The 24,624-nt window shown below is 54.8% G+C and carries 20 protein-coding genes and 1 pseudogene; 5 read left to right on the top strand and 16 right to left on the bottom strand.

Features of this window, described 5'->3' with window-relative positions; translation table 11 throughout:
* Window positions 1-24 precede the first annotated feature (24 nt).
* The 5 genes and pseudogenes from AC07NP_RS00165 to AC07NP_RS00145 form a co-directional block, all read right to left on the bottom strand.
* Window positions 25-1,419 carry a DUF3999 domain-containing protein gene (locus AC07NP_RS00165; protein WP_494659212.1) on the bottom strand — a complete coding sequence of 465 codons (1,395 nt, stop codon included), beginning with the start codon at window positions 1,417-1,419 and terminating at the stop codon, window positions 25-27.
* Complete coding sequence (locus AC07NP_RS00160) at window positions 1,416-4,031, bottom strand: DUF2339 domain-containing protein (protein WP_494659211.1); 2,616 nt, start codon at window positions 4,029-4,031, stop codon at window positions 1,416-1,418. The genes AC07NP_RS00165 and AC07NP_RS00160 overlap by 4 nt, the downstream gene beginning before the upstream one ends.
* Before the next feature lie 213 nt (window positions 4,032-4,244).
* Window positions 4,245-4,760 (bottom strand): annotated as a pseudogene (locus AC07NP_RS00155) (amidohydrolase family protein); the annotation flags it as partial.
* A 21-nt stretch (window positions 4,761-4,781) separates the two neighbouring features.
* A complete protein-coding gene (locus AC07NP_RS00150; RefSeq protein WP_494659210.1) occupies window positions 4,782-5,330 on the bottom strand; it encodes an antibiotic biosynthesis monooxygenase in 549 nt (182 codons plus the stop codon).
* Between the two features lie 49 nt (window positions 5,331-5,379).
* Entirely contained in the window at window positions 5,380-6,021 is a 642-nt protein-coding gene (locus AC07NP_RS00145) for a hydrolase (protein ID WP_203358697.1), read from the bottom strand.
* A gap of 273 nt (window positions 6,022-6,294) precedes the next feature.
* Between AC07NP_RS00145 and AC07NP_RS00140 the strand changes: the two genes are divergently transcribed.
* Window positions 6,295-7,197: a LysR family transcriptional regulator gene (locus AC07NP_RS00140; RefSeq protein WP_494659209.1), complete on the top strand. Its 903-nt coding sequence runs from the start codon at window positions 6,295-6,297 to the stop codon at window positions 7,195-7,197.
* Here the strand turns inward: AC07NP_RS00140 and malZ are convergent.
* The 5 genes from malZ to phoB form a co-directional block, all read right to left on the bottom strand.
* On the bottom strand, window positions 7,191-9,008 hold the full coding sequence (gene malZ / locus AC07NP_RS00135) for a maltodextrin glucosidase (protein ID WP_494659208.1): 1,818 nt from the start codon (window positions 9,006-9,008) through the stop codon (window positions 7,191-7,193). The two genes, AC07NP_RS00140 and malZ, sit on opposite strands and share 7 nt — an antisense overlap.
* 182 nt (window positions 9,009-9,190) lie before the next feature.
* Window positions 9,191-10,564 (bottom strand): proline-specific permease ProY, encoded by a 1,374-nt coding sequence (gene proY, locus AC07NP_RS00130; protein WP_203358700.1) that lies wholly within the window; start codon window positions 10,562-10,564, stop codon window positions 9,191-9,193.
* A gap of 82 nt (window positions 10,565-10,646) precedes the next feature.
* Complete coding sequence (brnQ, locus tag AC07NP_RS00125; RefSeq protein ID WP_494659207.1) at window positions 10,647-11,966, bottom strand: branched-chain amino acid transporter carrier protein BrnQ; 1,320 nt, start codon at window positions 11,964-11,966, stop codon at window positions 10,647-10,649.
* A gap of 408 nt (window positions 11,967-12,374) precedes the next feature.
* Entirely contained in the window at window positions 12,375-13,670 is a 1,296-nt protein-coding gene (gene phoR, locus AC07NP_RS00120) for a phosphate regulon sensor histidine kinase PhoR (protein WP_494659206.1), read from the bottom strand.
* A gap of 56 nt (window positions 13,671-13,726) precedes the next feature.
* Window positions 13,727-14,416, bottom strand: coding sequence for a phosphate response regulator transcription factor PhoB (phoB, locus tag AC07NP_RS00115; protein WP_494659205.1), 690 nt, complete (start codon window positions 14,414-14,416; stop codon window positions 13,727-13,729).
* A 192-nt stretch (window positions 14,417-14,608) separates the two neighbouring features.
* On the opposite strand from phoB, the gene sbcD reads away from it, so the two are divergent.
* On the top strand, window positions 14,609-15,811 hold the full coding sequence (gene sbcD, locus AC07NP_RS00110) for an exonuclease subunit SbcD (protein WP_494659204.1): 1,203 nt from the start codon (window positions 14,609-14,611) through the stop codon (window positions 15,809-15,811).
* The gene (gene sbcC / locus AC07NP_RS00105) at window positions 15,808-18,951 is read left to right on the top strand and encodes an exonuclease subunit SbcC (protein ID WP_494659203.1); all 3,144 of its coding nucleotides are present in this window, start codon (window positions 15,808-15,810) and stop codon (window positions 18,949-18,951) included. Before sbcD ends, sbcC begins: the two co-directional genes overlap by 4 nt.
* Window positions 18,952-19,002: 51 nt before the next feature.
* Here sbcC and mak read toward each other — a convergent pair whose 3' ends face one another.
* Complete coding sequence (gene mak, locus AC07NP_RS00100) at window positions 19,003-19,911, bottom strand: fructokinase (protein WP_203358706.1); 909 nt, start codon at window positions 19,909-19,911, stop codon at window positions 19,003-19,005.
* A 124-nt stretch (window positions 19,912-20,035) separates the two neighbouring features.
* Between mak and rdgC the strand changes: the two genes are divergently transcribed.
* Window positions 20,036-20,947, top strand: a complete 912-nt coding sequence (rdgC, locus tag AC07NP_RS00095; protein WP_192611332.1) for a recombination-associated protein RdgC — start codon at window positions 20,036-20,038, stop codon at window positions 20,945-20,947.
* A gap of 39 nt (window positions 20,948-20,986) precedes the next feature.
* Here the strand turns inward: rdgC and ppnP are convergent, their stop codons facing one another.
* From ppnP to AC07NP_RS00070, 5 genes are all read right to left on the bottom strand, one after another.
* Window positions 20,987-21,271, bottom strand: coding sequence for a pyrimidine/purine nucleoside phosphorylase (gene ppnP, locus AC07NP_RS00090; protein ID WP_494659202.1), 285 nt, complete (start codon window positions 21,269-21,271; stop codon window positions 20,987-20,989).
* Between the two features lie 70 nt (window positions 21,272-21,341).
* Entirely contained in the window at window positions 21,342-22,019 is a 678-nt protein-coding gene (locus AC07NP_RS00085) for an AroM family protein (RefSeq protein WP_494659201.1), read from the bottom strand.
* A 234-nt stretch (window positions 22,020-22,253) separates the two neighbouring features.
* Window positions 22,254-22,445 (bottom strand): YaiA family protein, encoded by a 192-nt coding sequence (locus AC07NP_RS00080; protein ID WP_192611329.1) that lies wholly within the window; start codon window positions 22,443-22,445, stop codon window positions 22,254-22,256.
* A 30-nt stretch (window positions 22,446-22,475) separates the two neighbouring features.
* The gene (gene aroL, locus AC07NP_RS00075) at window positions 22,476-23,021 is read right to left on the bottom strand and encodes a shikimate kinase AroL (protein ID WP_203358709.1); all 546 of its coding nucleotides are present in this window, start codon (window positions 23,019-23,021) and stop codon (window positions 22,476-22,478) included.
* A gap of 181 nt (window positions 23,022-23,202) precedes the next feature.
* The gene (locus AC07NP_RS00070; RefSeq protein ID WP_494659200.1) at window positions 23,203-23,661 is read right to left on the bottom strand and encodes a YaiI/YqxD family protein; all 459 of its coding nucleotides are present in this window, start codon (window positions 23,659-23,661) and stop codon (window positions 23,203-23,205) included.
* Window positions 23,662-23,809: 148 nt separating this feature from the next.
* On the opposite strand from AC07NP_RS00070, the gene proC reads away from it, so the two are divergent.
* Window positions 23,810-24,619: a pyrroline-5-carboxylate reductase gene (gene proC, locus AC07NP_RS00065; RefSeq protein ID WP_203358711.1), complete on the top strand. Its 810-nt coding sequence runs from the start codon at window positions 23,810-23,812 to the stop codon at window positions 24,617-24,619.
* The last annotated feature ends 5 nt before the right edge of the window (window positions 24,620-24,624 follow it).

Genomic DNA, 24,624 nt, shown 5'->3' with positions numbered 1-24,624 from the left:
CCACGGCGAGCCTTTTTTATTGTGTTACGCCGCGCCGCCCTTCTTCACCTCACGCCAGATTCGCCACGCCATTGTCAGCAGTACCGCCACGCCAAGAATTAACGCTCCCCAGACCAGCAATGTTTTCCACAAACGCTGTTGTTCAGCCGCTGAGGTGGCCGTTAACCGTGCTTCTCCCCCCAGAACCACGCGGGTATGCGGGAAAACCCTCGGCAGAGCGTCAATCTTCTGCCTTTCACGCAATGCTTTCGGGATCAGCATATCCATGCTGACATCCGCCTTGACTGCCGCCCCGTTTCCCCACGCCAGCATGTAAGGACTCGTCCCCTGGGCATTGAAAATCACCTGATAACTGTCGCGAACGCCTCTCACCACCGGGAGTGTCTCCGGCAATTTGGCATTCAGGGTGGTCATGCGAACCGCCTCTACCAACGCACCAGAGAGGGGAATACTGTCAGAAAACTGCCCATCCAGCCAAAAGAGCACCGTCTTGCTCAACGGTCGCCATGCCTCTTTTTCGCTGCTGCGCCACTCCAGCTCGACAGGTAAGATCCCTTTATTGTCCAGAATGATGTCCAGCGCCGTCAGCGATTGGGGATGATCCCATCGCCAGATAGCCTCGGTAGGCGAAACTTTACTGCCACGGGCATTCAGCAAGACGCGCTCGGCGGCAGGCGGGTTTGTGTCGGTGAGTGCGCTCACGCCATTCAGAATCAACGTCGGGCTTTGCGGATCCAGGATAACCAGCAGATAAGCGATGCTATCCGTTGACAGCGTGATGTCTGCACGGAGGGTGTCGATTTTCAGTCGATCATCGCCACGTTTCAAATCCATAAGCTGCGAGGCATCCTGAATCTCATCCCAACGATGTAAGTCACGGCTGTAATACACCGAGGCTTTTCCCTGCCAGTTTTCTGCGGGATCGCGCCAGTCCAGGCGCAACCGGGAAACCTGCAGGGATTCCACCCCATTTTCCGGCAGCGTCAGCAGAAAACTTTGCCCAATCTCTTTGGCATCTTCGCTCTCAAAATGGATTTCCAGCCCGCTTTTCGAACGCAGCAGCACCGTCTGCGTACCGCTATCGTCATTCGGTTTCATCGGGACAGGTGAGGCATCAAACGCAAAGAGTCGAAGCGGAACGGCTTTTGGCTCCGTGGCCTGCGATTTCTGCACCTCAAGCACGAAAGGCACCACGTCGCCCTGGCGGTTAAACACGCGCACATCACGTAAATCCGGCCAGACGCTGGTGGCATAGACCTCCATTGGGAGCGAGACGCGATACCAGGGCGATTCCCCGTGTGTCTCCAGCGTCATCCCCACCGCGTAATCCTGCGGCGTCTCCGGTGCCTCGTCACGGCTGAACACCGGAAACGTCATCCCCAACAGGACACTCCATAACACACCTTTCATCCCGTTCATTTTTCGTCTCCTGCCCTGGGCGGTAACGGTGAGAAGTACCCCACGATTAAAACCAGAATCGCCACGCCAATAAAGGCGACGGCGCGCGCTAACCCGCCGCCGTTCGCACTGTCCACCAGCATCAGTTTAATGATAACGATGCCCAGAAAGGCCGCGCCACAAAACCATTCCCGTCGCGAACCACGTCGCGTAGCGCGGATCATGACAATTAACGCCGTGAGCATCCAAAACAGGGCAAAACAGGTCTGGATCAAGCGCGAATGCCATAACGCATCACTGCTCCACGCAACATCGCCATACCACGACAGCGCGCGCATCAGCGCCCCATTCAGCCACCAAAATGCCAGCGCTGCCAGCGCAACCCGCCCCCATGAACGGTGCGCCGCTAACGGCGCAGGTAATACGCGAAGAGAGAAACGAACAAGAATATACAGCCCCAACAACGCGAAGGCCGCCCCCTCTTCAAGCGGGTTAATCCCAGGAATGTAACGCTGATGGAGAACCACGCCATCTTCCAGATTCGCCAACAGCAGATACAACAGCAAAATAACGGCCAGCGGTGCTAGTGCGATAGCGCCATACAGAACAGGCCAGGTCGCGAACGGCCACAGTTTGCGGCGAAGCGCCGTATGTACCAGCAGAATGACGATCCCGCCTGCCGCCATCATCAGACCGCTGCGCCAGGCGTCCATTCCCCACGGCAATGCCTGCGTAAACCAGAATAACTCCATAGCGAACGCCAGTAAGATCATCCAGAACAGAGAAAGATGCAGCGCCTGCGAGAGGCGTGACAACAAACGTGGGCCATCGCGATACAGCATGAACACCGCGCAAGGCAATGCCACGCACCACACCAGATTTTGCCAGCCAGCGGCAAAAATCTGCTTTAAATCTATTTGATACATCAGCAGCAACAGCATGGCGGGCCACTGCAGCCACTGGCTGTACCCCAGCTCTCGCCATGCGAATCGCCCGCTCAGATAACGCCACAGCATGCCAGAAACAGTCATCAGCGCCAGCGCGCCAAACCATTCAGAACCTGAGTCTTCAAGCGCCAGTTGTGATGCGCCCACAATGGCGACGATCCAGAATGCCACGCCCCCCGCCAGCAGCGCCCAACTGATCTGCACCTTTTCACTGCGCCACAGCCACGCCCCTGCCAGCCAACACAGACTCAGCACAGAAAAGATCATCATCACCGACAGCGGCGCGGCATTTTCTGCCAGTGCCCAGCCCCCGCTGACCACCGCCAGCAGCATCAGTGCGGTACCGCTGTAGCTCATCCGTCGCTGCTGTTGCTGAATGCCCAGCCACAGCACGCCCAGTCCTTCAAGCGCCCATGCCATCGCCGTCCAGCGTGCGGAAAGCGCCAGCGGGATGGCCAGCGTGGCAAATGCCCCGCCAAGCGCCAGCGCCGCCAGGGCCAGTGGCCGTCCCATCGACGGAAAACGGCGTAATGCCAGCCACGCCAGCACCATGTAGAAACCGCCAAATCCCAGCGCACTGAGAGCCGGGCCATATTCCAGATGCTCAGTCATGGCGTACTGCATACCAAATCCAATCACCGGAGGCGCAAACACCAGCACGCCGTCAATAATACGCTTGCTCTTCTCCTGCGCCCGCAGCGAAAGCGCCACGCTCAACACGCCAAAAATGAGGATGTTGGCGATCAGGAAAAGCTGGCAATTGAGCCAGTACTCAGGCCGGTAATCACTCAGCCCCCACAGCCCACCGACTCCGAAGGTAAACAGCAGCCCCAACAGATTGAGCTCACGCCAGTGCTGCCAGATGCTGATGGCGAGAATGCCGAGCGAAAGCAGGAGGTAAAACGAGAACAACGCGACATAGTTGCCGCTCCCGGTGGAAAGCAGCAGCGGGGCAAGATAGCCGCCGATACTTGCCAGCATCGCCAGGCTCAGCGCTTTTTGCAAAATCGCGAGCCCCACGCTTGCCGCGCAGATGAGCACCAGCAGTGCAAACGCCAGCGTGAGCGGCAACATTTGCCACAGCCGGAATGCGCCAAAGACGGTCAAATAAAGCGCGCCGGTTGCCCCCCCTTGCAGAATTAAGGCATAGACGGGCTGTTTGTGCCGCAAGCGCCAGCCCACTGCGAGCAACACCACGGCAAACAGCGCCGCCGCCACAAGGCGCAGCTCAAGGGGAAATAGGGAATGTTCAACCGTATAGCGCAGCAGGAATGATAAACCGAAGAAGAGCAGCAAGATCCCCAGTTTGGCCAGCGGATTTCCCTGCATAAACCAGCGCGCCAGTGAAGAGAAAACGCCGCCAAACGCAGAGGGTTTCGCCGGTTTCACAGGCGGCGCGTCGACGTTTTCAGGCATGACGATGGAGAGTTGAGGACGTTCAACCCCTGACGCGGCGGCGGTCACCACGTCCTCCGATATCGGTTCTTCGGGGATAACAGGCTCAGGTGTCGCCTGTTGAACGGGCGCAGTGCCCGCGCCACGCTGTTCAAGTTCTTCAACCCGTCGGCGCAGAATGGAAAGTTCATATCGGAGCACGGACGTCCGATTCAGCGCGACAATCGCCAGTATCGGCACCACCAGTCCAAAAAAAAGAGCAATGCAGCCAAGGATTACAAAATCATCCATGTTTCCACCTTCACTGTGCAAGGAGCGCGTAGATTGGCACACAATGTTGCATTTGTGCCATCCCTGTAAGCTAAATGAAAACAATTCTAGAAAAGATCGGCGGGTTTTGCCGGATGAACGTGAGCGTCATCCGGCATGTCGAACATTAAAATGCGAAGCAGGAACAGCCGAGCGCACCCCAGAAGGCCTGGTCATCCGACACCGGGATCCCCGACCGACCGGGTCTGGCGTCGCTTTGGTATAGCCAACCGCTTTCAAGGCCGCCCGGTTGAGCAGCGCGCGATCGTAAAGATGCAGCACAAACACCGGTGTATCCGGTGCCGCGTCGTTCAGCTCTTCCAGCGTCGGCATGCGGCGTTCCGCGAACTGAAACTCACTCCAGCCCCCCACCACGCGGACCCATTGCGGTGATGGCGTTCGATCCGCCTGATCTTTTAACATACGCAGCGCGTCCGCCAATGACGGCACGCCTTCCCAGCGTAATTCCAGATTGTAATTGAGGCCGCCGCGAATTAAATGCAGGTGGGAGTCGTTTAAACCGGGGATCACCGTGTGACCTTTTAGATCAACAATTTGTGTCCCGTCAGCGGCAAAGCTCATGATCCTGTCATGAGTACCGGTCGCCAGAATTTTTCCATCTTTGATCGCCACGGCTTCCGCCTTCGGGCATTGTCGGTCAAGGGTATGGATTTTTCCGTGCGTCAGAATAAGTGTGGCAGTTTGAGACATAACAATCTCCTGAAAAACCGATCAGGCTTTTTTCAGCCATCCGGCAAACAGACGGGTTACGATGGGCATCCAGAGCCAGACCACCAGCGCAACCACACAGGCATCATTAATCAGATGCAATAGCATTGACCCCTTCAGTGCGGGAAGGATCATGCCGGTTATCCACGGCACCAGATTGGTGCTGGGAAAAATAACCAGCAGGGTTATCAGAAACTGTTTCCAGCGCAGCGGCTGACGGACGTGGGGCGCTGGCGGCGTAAACCAGAACGCCGCTTCGGTGCGGACTTCCGTTTTATCACCTTCCGCCAGCAGCGGGACTATTTCTTCCACCAGTACCCGACGCGTATCCGACTGGGTCCAGTTGTAGAGATGCTCCAGGGTGTCGAAACGAATAATGATGTTCCACAGAGTTTGTCCGTCAGCGGGACGAATAACGTTCGCCCCCAGATGCCCGGGAAACTCCGCCGCCACCGGCATAATTTTCCCCAGCCATTGCTCATAGCGCTCCGCCTGGTTGGGCTGCAATGTATGCGTAATGACCAGCGTCACGTGTTTATTTTGTTGCGCCATGGAAGGTTCCTTGCACAAGGAGAATGGCGGGATTGCCCCGCCATTGGCATCACGCTTTGCGTTCAGGCGCGCCATGCACCAGGGTGTAGGCGTAATCCACCCCCATACCGTAGGCGCCGCTGTGTTCGCGCACCAGATCCATGACGGCGTCATAGGTTTCTTTACGGGACCAGTCGCGCTGGTATTCCAGTAACACCTGCTGCCAGGTTACGGGAACCGCGCCTGCCTGCACCATGCGGTCAATCGAACGTTCATGCGCGTCAACAGAAGTACCGCCGGAGGTGTCAGTGACCACATACACTTCGTAACCCGCTTCCAGCGCCATCAACGCCGGGAATGTCAGACACACTTCGGTCCACAACGCAGAGATAATCAATTTTTTACGACCGGTCGCTTCTACCGCTTTTACAAACGCCGCATCTTCCCATGAATTCATTGAGGTACGTTCAATGGGTTTCACATCAGGATGCACCGCCAGTAATTCCGGCCAGATATAACCACTAAAACTTTTCGTTTCAACAGAAGTATAAATGACCGGAACTTTAAATATTTTCCCGGCTTTCGCTAACGCAACGGTATTATTTTTCAGGGTTTGACGATCAATATTTGCCACGCCAAATGACATTTGCGGCTGATGGTCAATAAAAATAAGCGTAGAATTGTCAGGATTAATGAGTTCCCGAATAGACATATCACACCTTCTTAATCAATGAGTTAAAAGGTGACGGTCTGTATCTTCCGTCAGTAGTAAGATCCTGAATCAGAAAGCTTGTTGAGTATAGCGGGAAATTTCTAATGAGTTATTAAAGAAAACTTACCATTCGGTGACGATAATAATTTTGTATTAAGTAAAGTCGCAGTCATCATCAAAAAATTTACAGATTCCACTCTAAAATATTCACTGGCTTTGTTTTTCTCTATTCGGTACAACTGAGTTGTTTAATTTTCAGGATATTTTCAGCCCATGCGAATCAATCTGGATGTTTTGCTTATCCTCGACGCTCTCGACAAGCACGGCTCATTTGCCGCCGCAGCCGAATCACTCTTTAAAACCCCGGCGGCACTCAGCTACATGATTCAGAAGCTGGAAAACGATCTGAATATTGAGCTACTCGACCGCTCCGGTCACCGGGCGAAATTTACCGACACCGGACGGATGATGCTGGAAAAGGGACGGTTACTGCTCAGTGCGGCAAAAGATCTGGAAAAGCAGGCTGTTCAGTTAAGTTCTGGCTGGGAAAAAGAGCTGGCTATCGCACTCGACGATTCGTTTCCTTTTGAGGCGTTGCTCCCGCTCATCGAGGCGTTCGACGCGCTCAACAAGCAAACGCGCCTCAATTTTACCCATCATACGCTGGCGGGCTCCTGGGAGGAGCTGACGCATAATGGCGCGGATATTATTCTCGGCGCCATCAATGAGCCGCCCACCTCTGCCGCATGGTCGTACAAAATGCTTGGCACGCTGGATAATGTGTTTGTCGTCGCCCCTTCGCACCCACTGGCAAGCGCGTCGGATGCGTTGACCAATGAGCAACTTTGCCTGCATCGGGCGGCGGTGATCAGCGACAGCGCCCGCTATTGTCAGCCGCTACAATCTAATTTGATGGATGAACAGGCGCAAATTCGTGTCGACAGTTTTAGCAGTAAAGTCACGCTGTTACGTGCGGGCATCGGCTGCGGATTCCTTCCCCGGCATATCGCCAGACCGTGGCTGGCCTGTGGTGAGCTGGTGGAAAAATCCGTGATTTCATTTCGCGAAAAAGACGTGGCCTACATGGCATGGCGCAATCACAGCGACGGTCTTGCACAGCGCTGGTGGCGTGAAGCGTTACTCACCAGCACTGAAATCGCAAATCTGTATCAGTGACTGACCCACACAGAAGCAGAAATGGCCGGCAGAGTGAGAATATCCTCCGCAAGCTGACCTTTCCCTTCATGGCATTGCCATGAAGTCACATTGAGCAGCGGCGAATCGGCTAACACCACTTCGCAGGCCTCGCCCCGGTTAATCGCCACCAGCACCCGCTGCTGATGTAATACCCGGACAAAGACCACCACATTCTCTTCGGCATAAATGACCTGACAGCCGCCATGACGTAGCGCCTGGCTGCGATGGCGCAGTTTCGCCAGCCGTTGATACAATGCCAGTAATTCACCATCCTGTTTTTCTGCCTGCCACGGGAAGGGTTTACGGCAGAACGGATCGTTATTGCCATCCAGCCCCACTTCATCACCGTAATAGATACAGGGGACGCCAGGCCAGGTAAATAACCAGACCACCGCCAACGGTAAGCGCGCCACGTCTTTACCTAACAGGGACTTAAAGCGGGCGGTATCGTGGCTGTCCAGCTGATTAAACATACGCAGCTGCTGTTGGTGTGACAGACTGGCGCGATAGTTGTCCATCCAGGCCATACAGGTCTGGGCATCAATATGCTGCGGATCGTAAGAGATATCGGTATTGGCGAGGAATCCCCAGAGCGGAAAGGTAAAACCGCGATAGTTCATCGCCGCATCTTCGGCATCGACCTGTAACCACTGGCGCGCATCGCCAAAGTGCTCGCCAACGATATAGGCCTCTGGCTGCGTCTCTTTTGCCGCCTGCGTAATACCGGCAACATGCTGAAGATTATTACGTGCGCCGCCGCCTTCACCCAGCATATGCACCACATCCAGACGCCAGCCGTCCATATTCCACGGCGCTTTGAGCCAGTGCCGAACGATGCTGTCCTCGCCCCGGTAAATTTCATTCACCAGCGTTTCGGACTGGAAATCCAGCTTTGGCAAGCTCGGATACCCCAGCCAGCCCTGCGCCACGCCGTCATCAGAGAAGTGATACCAGTCGCGCCACGGCGACTCCGGATTGTGACAGGCACCGCCGGTTCCCCGATTATGCCTGTCAAACCAGGCATGCGAGTCGCCGCTGTGGTTAAACACGCCATCCAGTACCAGCCGCATGCCGTGGCGCTGCGTATTATGCCGCAGGCGCAGCAACGCCTGATCGCCGCCAAACTGCGGATCAACATGACGATAATCTTCGGTGTCGTATTTATGCACGCTCGGTGCGGTAAAGACAGGATTCAGGTACAGCGCCGTCACGCCCAGCTTTTTCAGGTACGGCAGCTTTTCACTAATGCCGTCCAGATCGCCGCCATAGAACGTGGATCCCCCCGCCTGCGCGGTGATCGGCGCGTCCCAGTCACGCAGCACGATATCCTGCCCGGCAGCATGATGATAATAGACATTGTCCTGATCCGCGCTGCGCGGCTGACTGCGGGCGAAGCGATCGGGGAATATCTGATAAAAAATCTGATCGGCGACCCACTGAGGGCCGTTATCGGGAGCGTCTATCGCGAACTGTTCCAGCCGTGCGGGCGGGAAGCGGCTAAAGCCTTGCGGGGTAAACCAGCACTGGCGATCGTGCCAGAGCAGTTTGAAACTGTAGCGTCGACGGGGTTGTCCGCCAGAGAGATCAATCGCCGCGCGCCAGGCCGTGACGCCGGGCTGTGGCTGTGTGCGAAGCGGGTGCATGACCAGCGAAATTTCTTCGTTATCATTCTCTGCGCGTAGCGTCACACGTTGAGGAGGATTTTCCCCGCGCAACCATAACGTAATGGCCAGCTTATCTTTGTTTTGCTTAACAAATGGGGCAACCGGAAGGTGCCAGGCGTTCAACATCACGTATCCCCTTTGATGAAAATGAGGTCACCTTGCCATAGCGCAATGCAGGATAACTCATCATCTTACTGTTTATTGGGGGAGGAGCCAGGGGGAGGAGATTTCGCCGGACGGCGCTACGCGTATCCGGCCTACCTGCTCACAAGTAGACCGGATACGGCAAAGCCGCCACCGGGCAAAAATTACTGCGCTTGTGCCAACTGACGGTCGTAACGACGTTTAAACATCCAGCCAACCAGCAGCAGCGCAATCCACGCGAAACCGACGTACAGCGAGATACGCGTCTCCGGATGATAGCCGATAAGCGCGATGATAAAGACCAGGAAGATCAGTCCCACAACGGTCGTTGCCACGCCGCCAGGCACTTTAAACTTCAGCGCTTTGATCTCTTCCGGCGACAGACGACGACGGAAAGCAATCTGCGACAGCAGGATCATAATCCACACCCACACCGTGGCAAAGGTCGCCAGCGACGCAATCACCAGGAAGACGTTCTCCGGCATAATGTAGTTCAGCCAGGCCGCAAACAGCAACGCAATCGTCATCACCAGGACGGTGACCCAGGGAATACCGCGACGCGAGGTTTTCGCGAACACTTTCGGCGCACTCCCCTGCTCCGCCATACCGTGCAGCATACGCCCCACGCCAAACACGTCAGAGTTGATGGCGGAAAGCGACGCCGTCAACACCACGAAATTGAGGATACTGGCCGCAAAAGCGATGCCCAGATGCTGGAACGTCAGCACAAACGGACTACCGTTGGTACCCACCTGATTCCACGGATAAATAGACATAATGACGAACAGCGTACCGACATAGAACACCAGAATACGCATCGGCACAGAGTTGATAGCACGCGGAATCGACTTCTCCGGGTCTTTCGCTTCCCCGGCGGTGATACCAATAATCTCAATCCCGCCGTAGGCAAACATCACCATTTGCAGTGACATCACCATGCCCAGCCAACCGTTGCTAAAGAAGCCGCCATTACTCCACAGGTTATGGATCCCGGTCGGTTGCCCCCCGTTGCCAATACCCCAGATAATGATGCCGAAACCGGCAGCAATCATGACAATGATGGTGGCAACTTTAAAGAACGAGAACCAGAACTCCAGTTCGCCGAACACCTTCACGCTCATCAGGTTGACGGCGCAGATAATCAGCACCACGCTGAGAACCCAAATCCAGTGCGGGACGGCAGGGAACCAGACGCCCATATAGATGCCAAATGCCGTCACATCCGCGATGGCCACAATCAGAATTTCAAAACAGTAGGTCCAGCCGGTAATGTAGCCGGCGAGAGGACCAAGGTTCTCTTGCGCATAGCGTGAAAACGAGCTGGCGGAAGGGTTATGCACGGACATCTCGCCCAGCGCGCGCATAATAATATATGCGGCGACCCCGCCAATAATGTAGGCCAGCAGCACACTGGGACCGGCCATCTTGATGGCATCTGCCGAGCCATAAAATAATCCGGTGCCAATTGCTGAACCCAATGCCATAAAGCGAATATGCCGGGTGCTTAGCCCACGCTTTAGCTTGTTATTACTTTCCATTGATTCCTAACCCATCAACACAATAAAAAAACCACGGGGCCATCAAAAATAGCCCCGTGGTTAAAACATACTGTCAGTGAATTTAGTGAGCGCTTGAAGTCACTTGTCGACCCGAAACGCGATCCCAGATAATCGCCAGGACCACCATCACGACTGTTGGCATCAACCACGCCAGCCCTTGTTCCGCCATTGGTAAACGCTGGGTCCAGGCCGGTAATACGTCGCCAATTGCCGATGCTTTAATGCCGTCAAGGATACCAAAAATCAGGCTGATAAACATCGCAGGTGCAATGACGCGGGAAGAATTATGCCACCATGAGCGGGTAAAACTTAATACAACCAGTGCGATACATGGCGGATAAATCGCCGTCAGCACCGGAATAGAGACCTGAATCAAGTGGCTGAGGCCCAGATTCGATACCACCATCGAGAAGCCGCCGAGGATGAACACCAGCGTACGATAAGACAGTGGAACGTATTGTGCGAAGAACTCAGCGCACGCACAGGTCAGGCCAACCGCCGTCACCAGACAGGCGAGGAAAATCAGCCCCGCCAGCATCAGGCTACCCGCACCACCGAAGGTGTGCTGCACGTAAGCATGCAGGATTGCCGCGCCATTTGCAGACTGGTCAACCAGAATCGCACTGTCTGACCCCAGGCGGAACAACGCGAGATACAGCAGGGTTAACCCTACGCCCGCCATCAGACCCGCCCACACGGTGTAACGCGTCAGTAAACGCGCTTCCGTCACGCCACGAGAACGCGCTGCGTTGACAATGACGATACCAAAGACTATCGCGCCCATCGTATCCATGGTCAGGTAGCCGTTCACAAAACCATTCGAGAACGCGGATTTTTGGTAGGCCTCCATCGCATCGCTGATCGGACCCGCTGGCCAGACAATCGCGGCAACAGAAAGCACCGTCAGTGCAATGATCTTCAACGGCGCCAGGAAGTTACCTACGGTATCCAGCAATTTACCCGGATAGAGCGACACCAGAATCACAATGGCAAAGTAGACCACGCTGTAGATAAACAGCGGCAGAGGGGAGTTACCGGTCAGCGGCGCAATCCCTACTTCAAAGGAGACGGTTGCCGTACGCGGCGTAGCGAACAGCGGACCTACGGCCAGATAACAGACGGTGGCCAGCAGAAGTCCTGCTACTTTACCAATTGGCGCACTCAGGCTGTCTACGCCACCACCGACTTTTGCCAGCGCCACAACCGTAAGAACCGGCAGTCCAACCGCGGTGATAAGAAAGCCGAGCGCTGCAGTCCAGACGTGTTCGCCTGCCTGCAGACCTACCATAGGAGGAAAAATAATGTTGCCTGCGCCAACGAACAGCGCAAATGTCATAAAGCCCAAGGCGATAATATCGCGCGATTTTAACTGATGGGTCATAAAATTTTACTGCCTGTGGATGTGGTGTTGAAAACGTTAAATTTTCTGCTTTTCCCTGGGGGACAATACAGCGGAATTTTTAATCAATTCCAGCGGGATATGCTCCCGACCTGGCGCGGCGAAGAATAGTTTTTCGATTTACCGCATTAATGCAGTCTGTATGACAGCATCTGAGGCGCAATTTAAACGCTTATAACGTTTTAAAGCAAGATGGGATCCCAAAACCAGAACAATATATCAAGATGAATATACGGCTTAGAACAAAACACCATCCATAAGAAAAAGTCATGGCTAATCATGCGAACAAAAAAGCATCAGACGTTGAAAAATTCAGCAGGTGAATCTTTACCGCAAAGAAAAAAAGCCAGCATTCGCTGGCTTATGGAAAGATAATCTTACATTGCAACATTAAGCATTATTTTTGGCAATTAAACGTTCCGGCAGAACAAAACTAAACCGCGTGCCTTTCCCCACGGTGCTGTCGATAATCAATCGACTGTCGTGATGATTTAATGCGTGCTTAACAATCGCCAGCCCCAAACCGCTGCCGCCAGTTTGCCTGGATCGCGCCTTATCGACCCGGTAAAAACGTTCGGTCAGGCGCGGAATATGCTCAGGCGCAATGCCTGGACCATCATCCTCCACGCTGAACTCCACGCCCTGCGCGGCGAGCTGCCAGCGCACGGTGATATGCGTCCCCGCCGGGGTGTGATTCACCGCGTTATAAACCAGATTCGAGATCGCACTACGCAACTGATCATCATTGCCCAGCACGCAAAGCTGACTGTCAACCTCAAACGTGAAGCTGTGCTGCTGCTGACTTAACGTTTGCGCCTCGCGTTCAACAACACGCAGCATCATCGGTACGTCCACGCGTTCGTTGAGCAGCAGTACAGGCGCGGCCTCAATTTTCGACAGCGTCAGTAACTGTTTCACCAGCCCTTCCATGCGGTGTGTTTGCTCACGCATCGTATGCAGCGCTTTTTCCCGCGTGGCCCCCTCCAGAGATTGCTCCTGCATCATCTCCAGATAGCCCTGCAACACGGTGAGCGGTGTACGCAGCTCATGACTGACGTTGGCGAAAAAGTTTCGCCGCGCCCCTTCGAGCTGGTGCATTTGCGTCACATCACGCGCCACCATCAACAACTGCTTGTCGGTGTAGGGCATCACCCGAATCTCCAGATGCCGTCCGGTGTTTAACACCAAATTGATCGGTCGGGTGAAATCGCGGTTTTTCAGATACTGCGTAAATTCCGGATAACGCAGCAGGTTGAGAATGTTTTGCCCATTATCATCAGGCCAGCGTAATCCCAGTACCTGTTGCGCCAGACCGTTACACCAAAAGATGCCCCCGTCTTCTGTGGTCAACACCACCGCATCAGGGAGCGATTCCGCCCCGCTGCGAAAACGTTTAATGAGATTCCCCAGTTCACGGCGGCGTTTCTTGTTACGTAACTGCATTTGATGCAGGCCGTAAAGCAGCGGTTCCCAGCTTCCGCTTCCTGGCGGCGGGGTCATACTTCTGTCGACCCACAACCACCAGGAGAGACGTAATAAATTCCAGAAATGCCAGATGAGCAGTCCCGTTACCGACGCCAGTAAAAACCAGGGCAGATAACCAAAAAATACACTAAGGATGAAGGCCGGGAGGCAGCAAAGTATCAGCTCCAGCACCAGCCTTTTCCATGACAGCCGTTCCAGCACGCGTCACACTCCATTCACGATTTGAAAGCCTTGCCAGCCTGATAGGCGGCAAGGCGTCAGAAGCGGGTCGAAAAGCGATACCCTGTCCCACGTACGGTTTGTACCATGCGGTCATGACCGCTCTGTTCCAGCGCTTTACGCAGGCGGCGAATATGGACGTCGACCGTACGGTCCTCCACATACACGTTGGTGCCCCAGACGTGGTTTAGCAGTTGCTCTCGACTGTAGACGCGCTCAGGATGCGTCATAAAAAAGTGCAGCAATTTGAATTCGGTAGGTCCCATATCAAGCGGGCTTTCCCCGGTCATCACCCGGTGCGATGTCGGGTCGAGGCTCAGTCCTTGCATCTCAATCACCTCTTCGACCGCCATCGGTGAAATGCGGCGCATGACCGCTTTGATCCGCGCGACCAGCTCCTTGGGCGAGAACGGTTTTGTGACATAGTCGTCCGCCCCCGTTTCCAGTCCACGCACGCGGTCTTCCTCTTCCCCTCTGGCCGTTAGCATAACGACGGGGATTTCGCGGGTCATCGCCTCACGTTTGAGATGTTTAATGAACTGAAGGCCGGAGCCGCCCGGCAACATCCAGTCCAGCAGGATCAGATCCGGCCAGGGTTCATTCAGTTGGTTCACTGCACTGTCATAATCTTCGGCCTCGACTGGCTGAAAGCCATTTTGCTCGAGCACGAAGCAGACCATTTCGCGAATTGGAGCTTCATCTTCTACGACCAGAATACGTCTCGCCATGATTTGCCCTGTTATAGAGTTGCTAGTCATCATTATCAATGCGGCGCCATTATGCGTCAGATTTATGACAGTTTTATGAAAAAAAGCGTCAATCCCCACGCCAGATTGTTGATTTATGACACCCCATAAACAAGATATTAACCTCTCTGAAAGGTTATAATCCCGTTCACGCTTTTTCGCCATGGAACTGTTATGCGCATCCTACACACCTCTGACTGGCATCTCGGCCAAAACTTCTACAGTAAAAGCCGCGCCGACGAGCACCAGGCCTTTCTTGACTGGCTGCTGGAAACGGCGCAATCCCGGCAGGTGGATGCGATCATTGTTGCAGGTGATATTTTTGATACGGGCTCGCCGCCAAGCTATGCCCGCGAGCTGTACAACCGTTTTGTCGTCAATTTGCAGCAAACAGGCTGTCATCTGGTGGTATTGGCCGGAAACCATGATTCTGTCGCCACGCTCAACGAGTCACGCGAGATTCTGGCGTTTCTGAACACCACAGTGGTCGCCAGCGCCGGGCACGCGCCGCACTATCTTCCCCGTCGCGACGGTACGCCAGGCGCGGTGCTGTGTCCGATTCCGTTTTTACGTCCGCGTGACATCATCACCAGTCAGGCCGGTCTCAGCGGTCGCGAAAAACAGCAGCATCTGCTCACCGCCATCACCGACTATTATCAGCAGCACTATCAGCAGGCCTGCGAACTGCGCGGCGAACAACCGCTGCCGATTATCGCCACCGGACATTTGACGACCGTCGGCGCCAGTAAAAGTGACGCGGTTCGTGACATCTACATTGGCACCCTGGATGCGTTTCCGGCGCAAAATTTCCCCCCCGCCGATTACATCGCGCTGGGGCACATTCACCGGGCGCAGGTGATTGGCGGGACGGAGCATATTCGCTACTGCGGTTCTCCCATTGCGCTGAGCTTTGATGAGTGCGGAAAAAGCAAATGCGTTCATCTGGTGAGCTTCGAAGACGGAAAACTGCATTCTATAGAGAGCCTCACCGTTCCGGTCACCCAGCCGCTGGCGGTGCTGAAAGGCGATTTAGCGGCCATTACCGAACAACTGGCGTCGTTTAAGAACGCGGCGCAGCACCCGCCCACGTGGCTGGATATCGAAATCACCACCGACGAATACCTGCACGATATGCAGCGAAAAATTCAGGCGTTAACTGACGACCTCCCAGTAGAGGTTTTGCTGGTGCGGCGCAGTCGGGAACAACGTGAGCGAAGCATGGCGAATGAGCGGCGCGAAACCCTGAGCGAACTGAGCGTGGAAGAGGTTTTTGAGCGTCGTCTGGCGCTGGAAGAGCTGGAGGTTCCCCAGCGTGAACGCCTTAACCAACTGTTCAGCACCACCTTACACTCTCTCGCCGGGGAACATGACGCATGAAAATCATCAGCCTGCGCCTGAAAAACCTGAACTCCCTGAAAGGGGAATGGAAAATCGATTTTACGGCGGAGCCGTTCGCCAGCAACGGACTGTTCGCCATTACCGGCCCGACCGGTGCCGGGAAAACCACGCTGCTGGATGCCATTTGCCTCGCGCTGTATCACGAAACGCCGCGCCTGAGCACCCTCTCGCAGTCACAAAACGATCTGATGACCCGCGACACCGCAGAATGTCTGGCGGAAGTCGAATTTGAGGTCAAAGGCGAAGCCTACCGCGCGTTCTGGAGCCAAAACCGCGCCCGCAATCAGCCAGACGGTAATTTGCAGACGCCTCGCGTGGAGCTGGCGCGCTGCGCAGACGGAAAAATTCTCGCCGATAAGGTCAAAGACAAGCTGGAGATGACCGCCGCGCTGACCGGGCTGGATTACGGTCGCTTTACCCGCTCTATGCTGTTGTCGCAGGGGCAGTTTGCCGCGTTTCTCAACGCCAAACCCAAAGAGCGCGCTGAACTGCTGGAAGAGCTGACCGGCACCGAAATTTATGGCCAGATTTCGGCAATGGTCTTTGAGAAACACAAAACGGCCCGCACCGAGCTGGAAAAACTGCAGGCGCAGGCCAGCGGCGTCGCCCTGCTCGCCCCGGAGCAACTGCAGGCGCTCACGGAATGTTTGCAGGTACTTACTGACGAAGAAAAACAGTCCCTCACGCGCCAACAAACGCAGCAGCACCACCTGCAATGGCTGACACGCCAGAGTGAGTTGCAGACGGAAGTCACTCGTCGCCAGCAGGCGCTACGCTCGGCGCAAGAGGCGCAGGCAAACGCGCAGCCGCAGTTAGCCGCGCTGAACCTGGCGCAACCGGCGCGACAACTACGCCCCTTGTGGGAGCGTATTGAAGAACAAGCCGCTACCGTTACCCGCACACGTAAGCAGATTCAAGAAGTGAACACTCGCTTACAGAGTTCATTATCCTTGCGCAATCGCCTTCGCTCCCATGCCCAGCGCCAGTCTTCTGAACTGCACGCCACACAGCAGACGCTAACGGCATGGCTCACCGAACACGATCGTTTTCGTTTATGGGGCAGTGAACTGGCCGGGTGGCGCGCGCTGTTTGCACAGCAGTCCGGCGACAGAACGCAGTTGCTCAAATGGCAACAGCAGCAGGAAAGCGACACCCGTAAGCTTGACGCGCTCCCGGCGCAAACGCTGGATTTGTCCGCCGATGACGTGACGCAAGCACTCGCACAGCATGCTGAGCTTCGCCCGTTGCGCCAGCGCCTCGCCTCGCTCCACGGACAGATCGCGCCAAAACAGAAACGGCTGGCACAGCTACAGGCCGCGATTCAACACAGCCAGCAGGAACAGGCTCAGCGTACTACCACGCTTGAGGAAAAGCGGCAGCGTTATAAAGAGAAAAATCAGCAATTCCTTGATGTAAAAACGATTTGCGAGCAGGAAGCGCGAATTAAAGACCTCGAGAGCCAGCGCGCGTTATTGCAATCCGGTCAGCCGTGCCCGCTGTGTGGCTCCACCGAACACCCTGCCGTAGAGGTCTATCAGGCTCTCGAACCCGGGGTGAATCAGGCACGGCGCGACTCGCTGGAAAAAGAGGTCAAAACGCTGGCAGAAGAAGGCGCCACGCTGCGCGGGCAACTCGACACCCTCACGCAGCAATTACAGCGTGACGAAAGCGAAGCGCAGGCACTGTTAAAGGAAGAGCAAGCACTTACTCAGGAATGGCAAACGCTGTGCGCCGGGCTGCAAATTTCGTTGCAGCCGCAGGACGATATTTCGCCCTGGCTGACCGCGCAGGATGACTACGAGCACCAGTTGCATCAACTGAGTCAACGTCACGTTCTGATGGCGCAAATCGCGGCAGACACGCAGCAGGTGATGCAGTTTGAACAGCAGATCTCGCAACGCCACGCGTCGCTGTTAGCCGAAGTGACACGCTACGCGCTGTCACTGCCTGGCGAAGGTGAGGAAGAGTCCTGGCTCAGCGCAAGAACGCAGGAAGCGCAAACGTGGCAACGCCATCAGACGGAACTGACCGAGCTGCAAACGCGAATTGCCCAATTAACTCCGCTGCTGGATACGCTGCCGGCGACCGATATCGCCGTTGACGATAACGCCCCTCTGCCTCTGGAAAACTGGCGACAGGTCCATGACGAGTGCGTTTCGTTACAGAGTCAATGGCAAACGCTGCAGCAGCAGGAAGCGCAGGAAACACAGCGAGCCGCAGACGCTCAGGCCCATTTCAACACCGCGTTGCAGGCCAGTGTCTTCGATGACCAGGCCGCGTTCCTCGCCGCCTTGTTGGATGATGAAACCGTTAACCGTCTTGAGCAACTCCGGCAGTCACTGGAAAACCAGTTACAGCAGGCGCAGACATTAGCTGCACAGGCCGCCCAGACGTTCGCGGATCACCAGCAGCAACCTCCCGACGCGCTGGATCTCACCCTCACAGTGGAACAGATCCAACAGGCACTGGCGCAGGTCAACGCCCAGTTGCGGGAAAACGCCACCCGCCAGGGCGAAATCCGCCAGCAGCTTAAGCAGGATGCCGACAATCGTCAGCAGCAGCAGTCACTGATGCTGGAGATAGAAAAAGCCGCGCAGCAGGTGGAAGACTGGGGCTATCTCAATTCGCTCATCGGCTCTAAAGAGGGCGATAAATTCCGTAAATTTGCCCAGGGACTCACGCTGGATAATCTGGTCTGGCTGGCGAACAATCAGCTGACGCGCCTGCACGGGCGCTATTTACTGCAACGTAAAGCCAGTGAAGCGCTGGAGCTGGAAGTGGTCGATACCTGGCAAGCCGATGCCGTGCGCGACACCCGCACGCTTTCCGGCGGCGAGAGTTTCCTCGTGAGCCTGGCGCTGGCGTTGGCGTTGTCGGATCTGGTCAGCCACAAAACGCGAATCGACTCCCTGTTCCTGGATGAAGGATTTGGCACCCTGGACAGCGAAACGCTGGACACTGCGCTGGATGCGCTGGATGCGCTGAACGCAACAGGTAAAACCATCGGGGTGATAAGCCATGTCGAAGCAATGAAAGAACGGATCCCCGTGCAGATCAAAGTGAAGAAGATCAATGGACTGGGCTATAGCAAGCTGGACAGGATGTTTGCGGTGGAATAACCCGTATGTTGCCGGAGGCGTATCAGCGCCATCCGGCAACGCGTTAAACTATCACGTTTGCGGCCACAGCCAGGCCGCCCCGCGCACGCCGCTGGAATCACCATGTAGCGCTTTACGAATCGGCGTCTCGCACTCGCCGCCAAAAACAAACGGTTTGATTAACGACGGCACCGTTTGGTACAGCCTGTCGACATTACTCATCCCGCCGCCCAGAACAATAACGTCCGGGTCCAGGATGTTCACCACATGCGCTAACGATTTCGCCAGCCGCAACTCATAGCGACTCAGCGCCAGTTCCGCGGTTGCGTTCTGTTCTTCCGCCAGGCGAATAATTTCGCTGCCTTTCAGCGGGTTGCCGCTCAAACGATGGTAATCCGTGGCAAAACCGGTTCCGGAGATGAACGTTTCAATGCAACCTTGTTTACCGCAATAACAGGGGACTTCCGCGCGATAGCGAAGCTCGTCTTCATCCATCCACGGCAGCGGATTATGCCCCCACTCGCCCGCCGTGCCATTTCCGCCAATGTGCGCACGGCCGTTCAGCGCCACGCCAGAACCACATCCGGTGCCGATAATCACGGCAAAAACCGCGTGTGCGCCCGCCGCCGCGCCGTCCACGGCTTCAGACACCGCCAGGCAGTTGGCGTCATTCGCCAGCCGGACTTCACGGTTAAGGCGCGTACTCAGATCTTTATCGAACGGTTGACCGTTAAGCCAGGTAGAGTTGGCGTTTTTCACCACCCCAGTGTAGGGAGATATGGACCCCGGAATCCCCATTCCCACCGTTCCCGTTTGGCCGGTCGCCTGTTCAGCCATTTCCACTAAGCTGGCAATGGTCTCAATGGTTTGTCGATAATCGTCGCGCGGCGTGGGCAGACGATGGCGAAACAACTGTTCCCCCGCGTCGCCGAGCGCAATCACCTCTGTTTTGGTCCCACCCAAATCAATACCTATACGCACACGACGTTCCTCATTTTATGAAATATCAACAGAGTAGAAGCGAGCTTCCTGATTGGCAATGCAAGCCCGTCGACAATTCGTTATTATACCCGCTGCATTTAACGACAAGGCCGTGGAAATTATCATGCTGTGGTTCAAAAATTTAATGGTTTACCGTCTTAGCCGCGACGTTTCTTTGCGTGCTGAGGAGATGGAAAAACAGCTATCCTCGATGACGTTTACCCCTTGCGGTAGCCAGGATATGGCAAAAATGGGCTGGGTACCGCCGATGGGATCGCACAGCGATGCATTAACGCATACCGCCAATGGCCAAATTATTATTTGCGCGCGCAAAGAAGAGAAGATCCTGCCTGCGCCGGTTATCAAACAGGCGCTGGAAGCGAAAATCGCCAAACTGGAAGCCGAACAGGGTCGCAAGCTGAAGAAGACCGAAAAAGATTCGCTGAAAGATGAAGTGCTGCACTCCCTTCTGCCGCGCGCCTTTAGCCGTTTTAACCAGACAATGATGTGGATAGACACGGTGAATGACCTGATCATGGTCGACTGCGCAAGCGCCAAAAAAGCGGAAGATACGCTGGCGCTGCTGCGTAAGTGCCTGGGCTCCTTGCCGGTGGTCCCGCTGACGCTGGAAAACCCTATCGAATTAACACTCACCGAGTGGGTGCGTTCCGGTACGGTTGCTCAGGGATTCCAGTTGCTGGATGAAGCCGAACTGAAAGCCATGCTCGAAGATGGCGGCGTGATCCGCGCGAAGAAGCAGGATCTGGTCAGCACCGAAATCGCCAATCATATTGAAGCGGGTAAAGTGGTCACCAAACTGGCGCTTGACTGGCAGCAACGGATCCAGTTTTTGATGTGCGACGACGGCTCGATCAAACGCCTGAAATTCTGCGATGAGCTGCGCGATCAAAACGAAGATATCGACAGGGAAGATTTTGCCCAACGTTTTGATGCTGACTTTATCCTGATGACCGGCGAACTGGCCGCTCTGATTAAGAGTCTGGTAGAAGGGCTGGGTGGTGAAGCGCAACGCTAGTTGCGCGGTATTCCCTCTCCCGATGGAGAGGGAATCGCATTACAGATAGCGGCAAAGATAAGAGGTCGGCTCTGCCACTTGCAGATGGAATTCGCTATTGCCGGGAACGTTAAACACCTCGCCTGCAGCAAACACATTCCACTGGGTCTCACCCGGTAGCAAAACATTCAACGCCCCGCTGACCACGGTCATTTCTTCCGGTGCTGCGGTACTGAAGGTATATTCACCTTCCGCCATGACGCCAACACTGGCGCGGCCAGTACTGCTGCTGGTAAAACCGATTGATTTCACTTTACCGGAAAAGTACTCATTGCTTTGTAGCATAAACGGGCCCTGTTTCATGATTAAGTTAATTCTCAATATAGGGGCCTGACCTTCAGCCTGTCACGCAAAATTAAACAAGTAATTCCGACGCCAATCGCGCAATCAAGACATTAGAAAGTAAAACCGGAACATCCAGCGCCTTTTGCAGTAAATCACGATGACGCTGGTTAAACCCCAGGCAATCGAGCATGACAACATCAGCGCCCTGTTCCAGCAACGCCTTCCCCGCATCAATCAATTGCTGTTCAGAACCGTGGATAGGGTTCGCCAGCGAAAAGACCGGTGGCGTCTGTAATACCTGCCATTTTTGGGTCTGGGCGTCCAGTAACGCCTCAACCGGAACAATCACCCCTACCTGATGCCCTTCGACGATCGAGGCCACCAGCGGCGGGATAATACGCGAGGGTTCCAGCAAAATTGTATTACGGGTCGACATGTTGTTGATCGACGAGGTGCTCATTAACAGGATCACGTCGTAGCCCTGGTTATCCAGCACTTCAACCACACTTTGTAGATCCCGTTCCACTTTCTGGCGGGATACATGAGCAAGTTGATTATCACTGAGTAGCGTCAGCAGGGGGTCATCACCGGGTGCTACGGCATAATCCGCCATCACCTCCTCACGCGACATTTTTCCCAGCAGACTATGATGAGCGATATGCTGCTCATCGATATACTCGGTTAGGAGAGGTAAGACTTCACTCATTGGCACGACGCCAATAGTGAGAATAGCCAACGACGCACTCATTTTTATGCTCCGCCTTCTTATACTTCGTCGTTAATTCCCGGTAAATATACGAACACTTACCTGCGCTACAAATGCCCAAAAGCGTAGCAGCAGTTACGCGACGTATTGTGTAAAGATTCCAATTAATTCCAGTACTGTATTGTTATCGTTTAATTTTCAGTTTTAGCTGAACGCTACAGAGTGTGATAAATGTGATCCAGGCACACTCAGAGTCCTTTCTGAGTCGTGATGGCATCAGGTTTTATCAGGGTCTTCATAGCGTTTTTTGGCATCCAGTGCGTCTTCTTCGCTGGCGTGTTCGCTTATCAAAGAGTCTGGTTTGGGATAATCGGCCCGAAGCTGGTAGCGGAGCGCCGTCTGGCCTGGCATCCCTTTTTCAAGGGTGACAATCCAAGCTTTTCGCGGATAGAGGGGACTGTTCGGCATGGTTCCTCCTTTTTAACAACGGGATGAACTTTAAGTATAGACGCCACCCTGTCGACGGAGTTGCGCTTGCGACAGTGCCGCGAGAATTTCGCCCACCACCTGGTCCGGATTTTTCGTCGCATCAACAATGTAATGCGCCGCTTCACGGTATAGCGCGTCGCGTTGTTCAAGCACTTCCCGCACCTCTTCGCCCAACGGTTTACCCGTTAAGGTGGGGCGCAGCCCCTCTTCCGGCGCCGCTTCCAGGCGATCAACCAATACCGACACCGGAGCGCATAAATAGAAAACAATGCCGTTATTACGCATGTAATGACGGTTGTATTCGGTAAGAATAATCCCGCCACCGGTCGCCACAACCGTTGACGGTGCGGTAACCGCCTCAAGCGCCGTCGTTTCCCTGGCACGAAAACCGTCCCACCCTTCTCTCTCGACCATCTCCGCTACGGTCATTTGCACATGCGACTGCAACCACTGGTCGGTATCAACAAACTGGTAATCGGTCGCCTGAGCAAGCGTCATACCGGTAGTTGTCTTACCACAGCCTCGTGGGCCAACAAGAAAAAGAGGTTGCGTCATAGCGGGCGTTCCCAGGAGAGCCGCAAACATGCGGGATCGGATATCGTTAAAGTAATAATCATACCACCAAACTAGTACATCGTTAAGTGTAAATAAATCATTCCAAAAAGAATGTGGTATACCGTACGTCCTTACTATAACAAGAAATCGCAGGTAGTTAAGTGTAAAGATAAAATTGCAGTTAACGCGCCCTGCGCTGAACTTCCAGCCACCACTTATCCAGTTCAGCAGCGAAATGTTGGCGATCGCGTGGAGAAAGACTATCCGGACCGCCGGTCTGGATCCCACTGGCACGTAACGTGTCCATAAAATCACGCATCGTCAGACGTTCACGGATGGTTGATTCACTATACCGCTCTCCGCGCGGGTTTAACGCCGCAGCCCCTTTTTCCAGGACTTCGGAAGCCAACGGAATGTCTGCTGTGATAACCAGATCGCCGGGTTCACACTGGCGTACGATCTCATTATCCGCCACATCAAAACCGGCAGGTACGCGCATCGTGCGGACAAATCGTGATGGCGGAACACGCAAATTCTGGTTGGCGACCAGGATCAACGGCATCTGCATCCGCTCAGAGGCTCGGTATAAAATTTCTTTGATTACATTCGGACACGCATCGGCATCCACCCATATTGTCATAACCGCTCCTTACTGATGTGCATTTCCACATTGTCTCGTGCTTTTGCCTTCCGTCAAAGTGCTGTTTCTCCTTCTGCACATTCTCATTCCGCGTTAAGCTACGCTTTACTCATCAAAACAATGAATATCACCCAGGGGGAGTGACACGATGGAGAAGAAAATCGGTTTTATCGGTTGTGGCAACATGGGAAAAGCGATTCTTGGCGGCCTGATTGCGAGCGGTCAGGTTCTCCCGGGGCAAATCTGGGTCTATACCCCCTCCCCCGACAAGGTTGCCGCCCTGCATGAGCAGTACGGCATTAACGCGGCGCAGACCGCACAAGAAGTGGCGCAGGTTGCTGATATCGTCTTTGGCGCCGTAAAGCCCGCCATTATGATTAAAGTGCTGAGTGAAATCACCTCCAGCCTGAGCAAAGACTCGCTGGTCGTCTCGATTGCCGCGGGGGTCACCCTTGACCAGCTCGCACGGGCGCTGGGACACGATCGTAAAATTATTCGCGCGATGCCAAACACGCCATCGCTGGTCAATGCCGGTATGACCTCCGTGACGCCGAATGCCCTGGTCACCCCGGAAGACACCGCCGATGTGCTGAATATTTTCCGTTGCTTCGGCGAAGCAGAGATCATCGCAGAACCGATGATCCATCCGGTTGTTGGCGTCAGCGGCTCTTCGCCAGCCTATGTTTTTATGTTTATTGAAGCGATGGCGGATGCCGCTGTACTGGGAGGGATGCCGCGCACTCAGGCATATAAATTCGCGGCGCAGGCCGTTATGGGATCGGCGAAAATGGTTCTGGAAACCGGTAAACATCCTGGAGAGTTAAAAGACATGGTGTGTTCACCGGGAGGCACCACCATCGAAGCGGTTCGGATCCTTGAAGAACGAGGCTTTCGCGCGGCCGTAATCGAAGCTATGGCGAAGTGTATGGAAAAGTCGGAGAGTCTCAGTAAATCCTGAGGATA

It is taken from the genome of Citrobacter sp. GW821-FHT07H02 (genome assembly GCF_059418505.1).
Note: the sequence above shows the minus strand (reverse complement) of the source record. Positions and strands in the feature narration are given on the sequence as shown.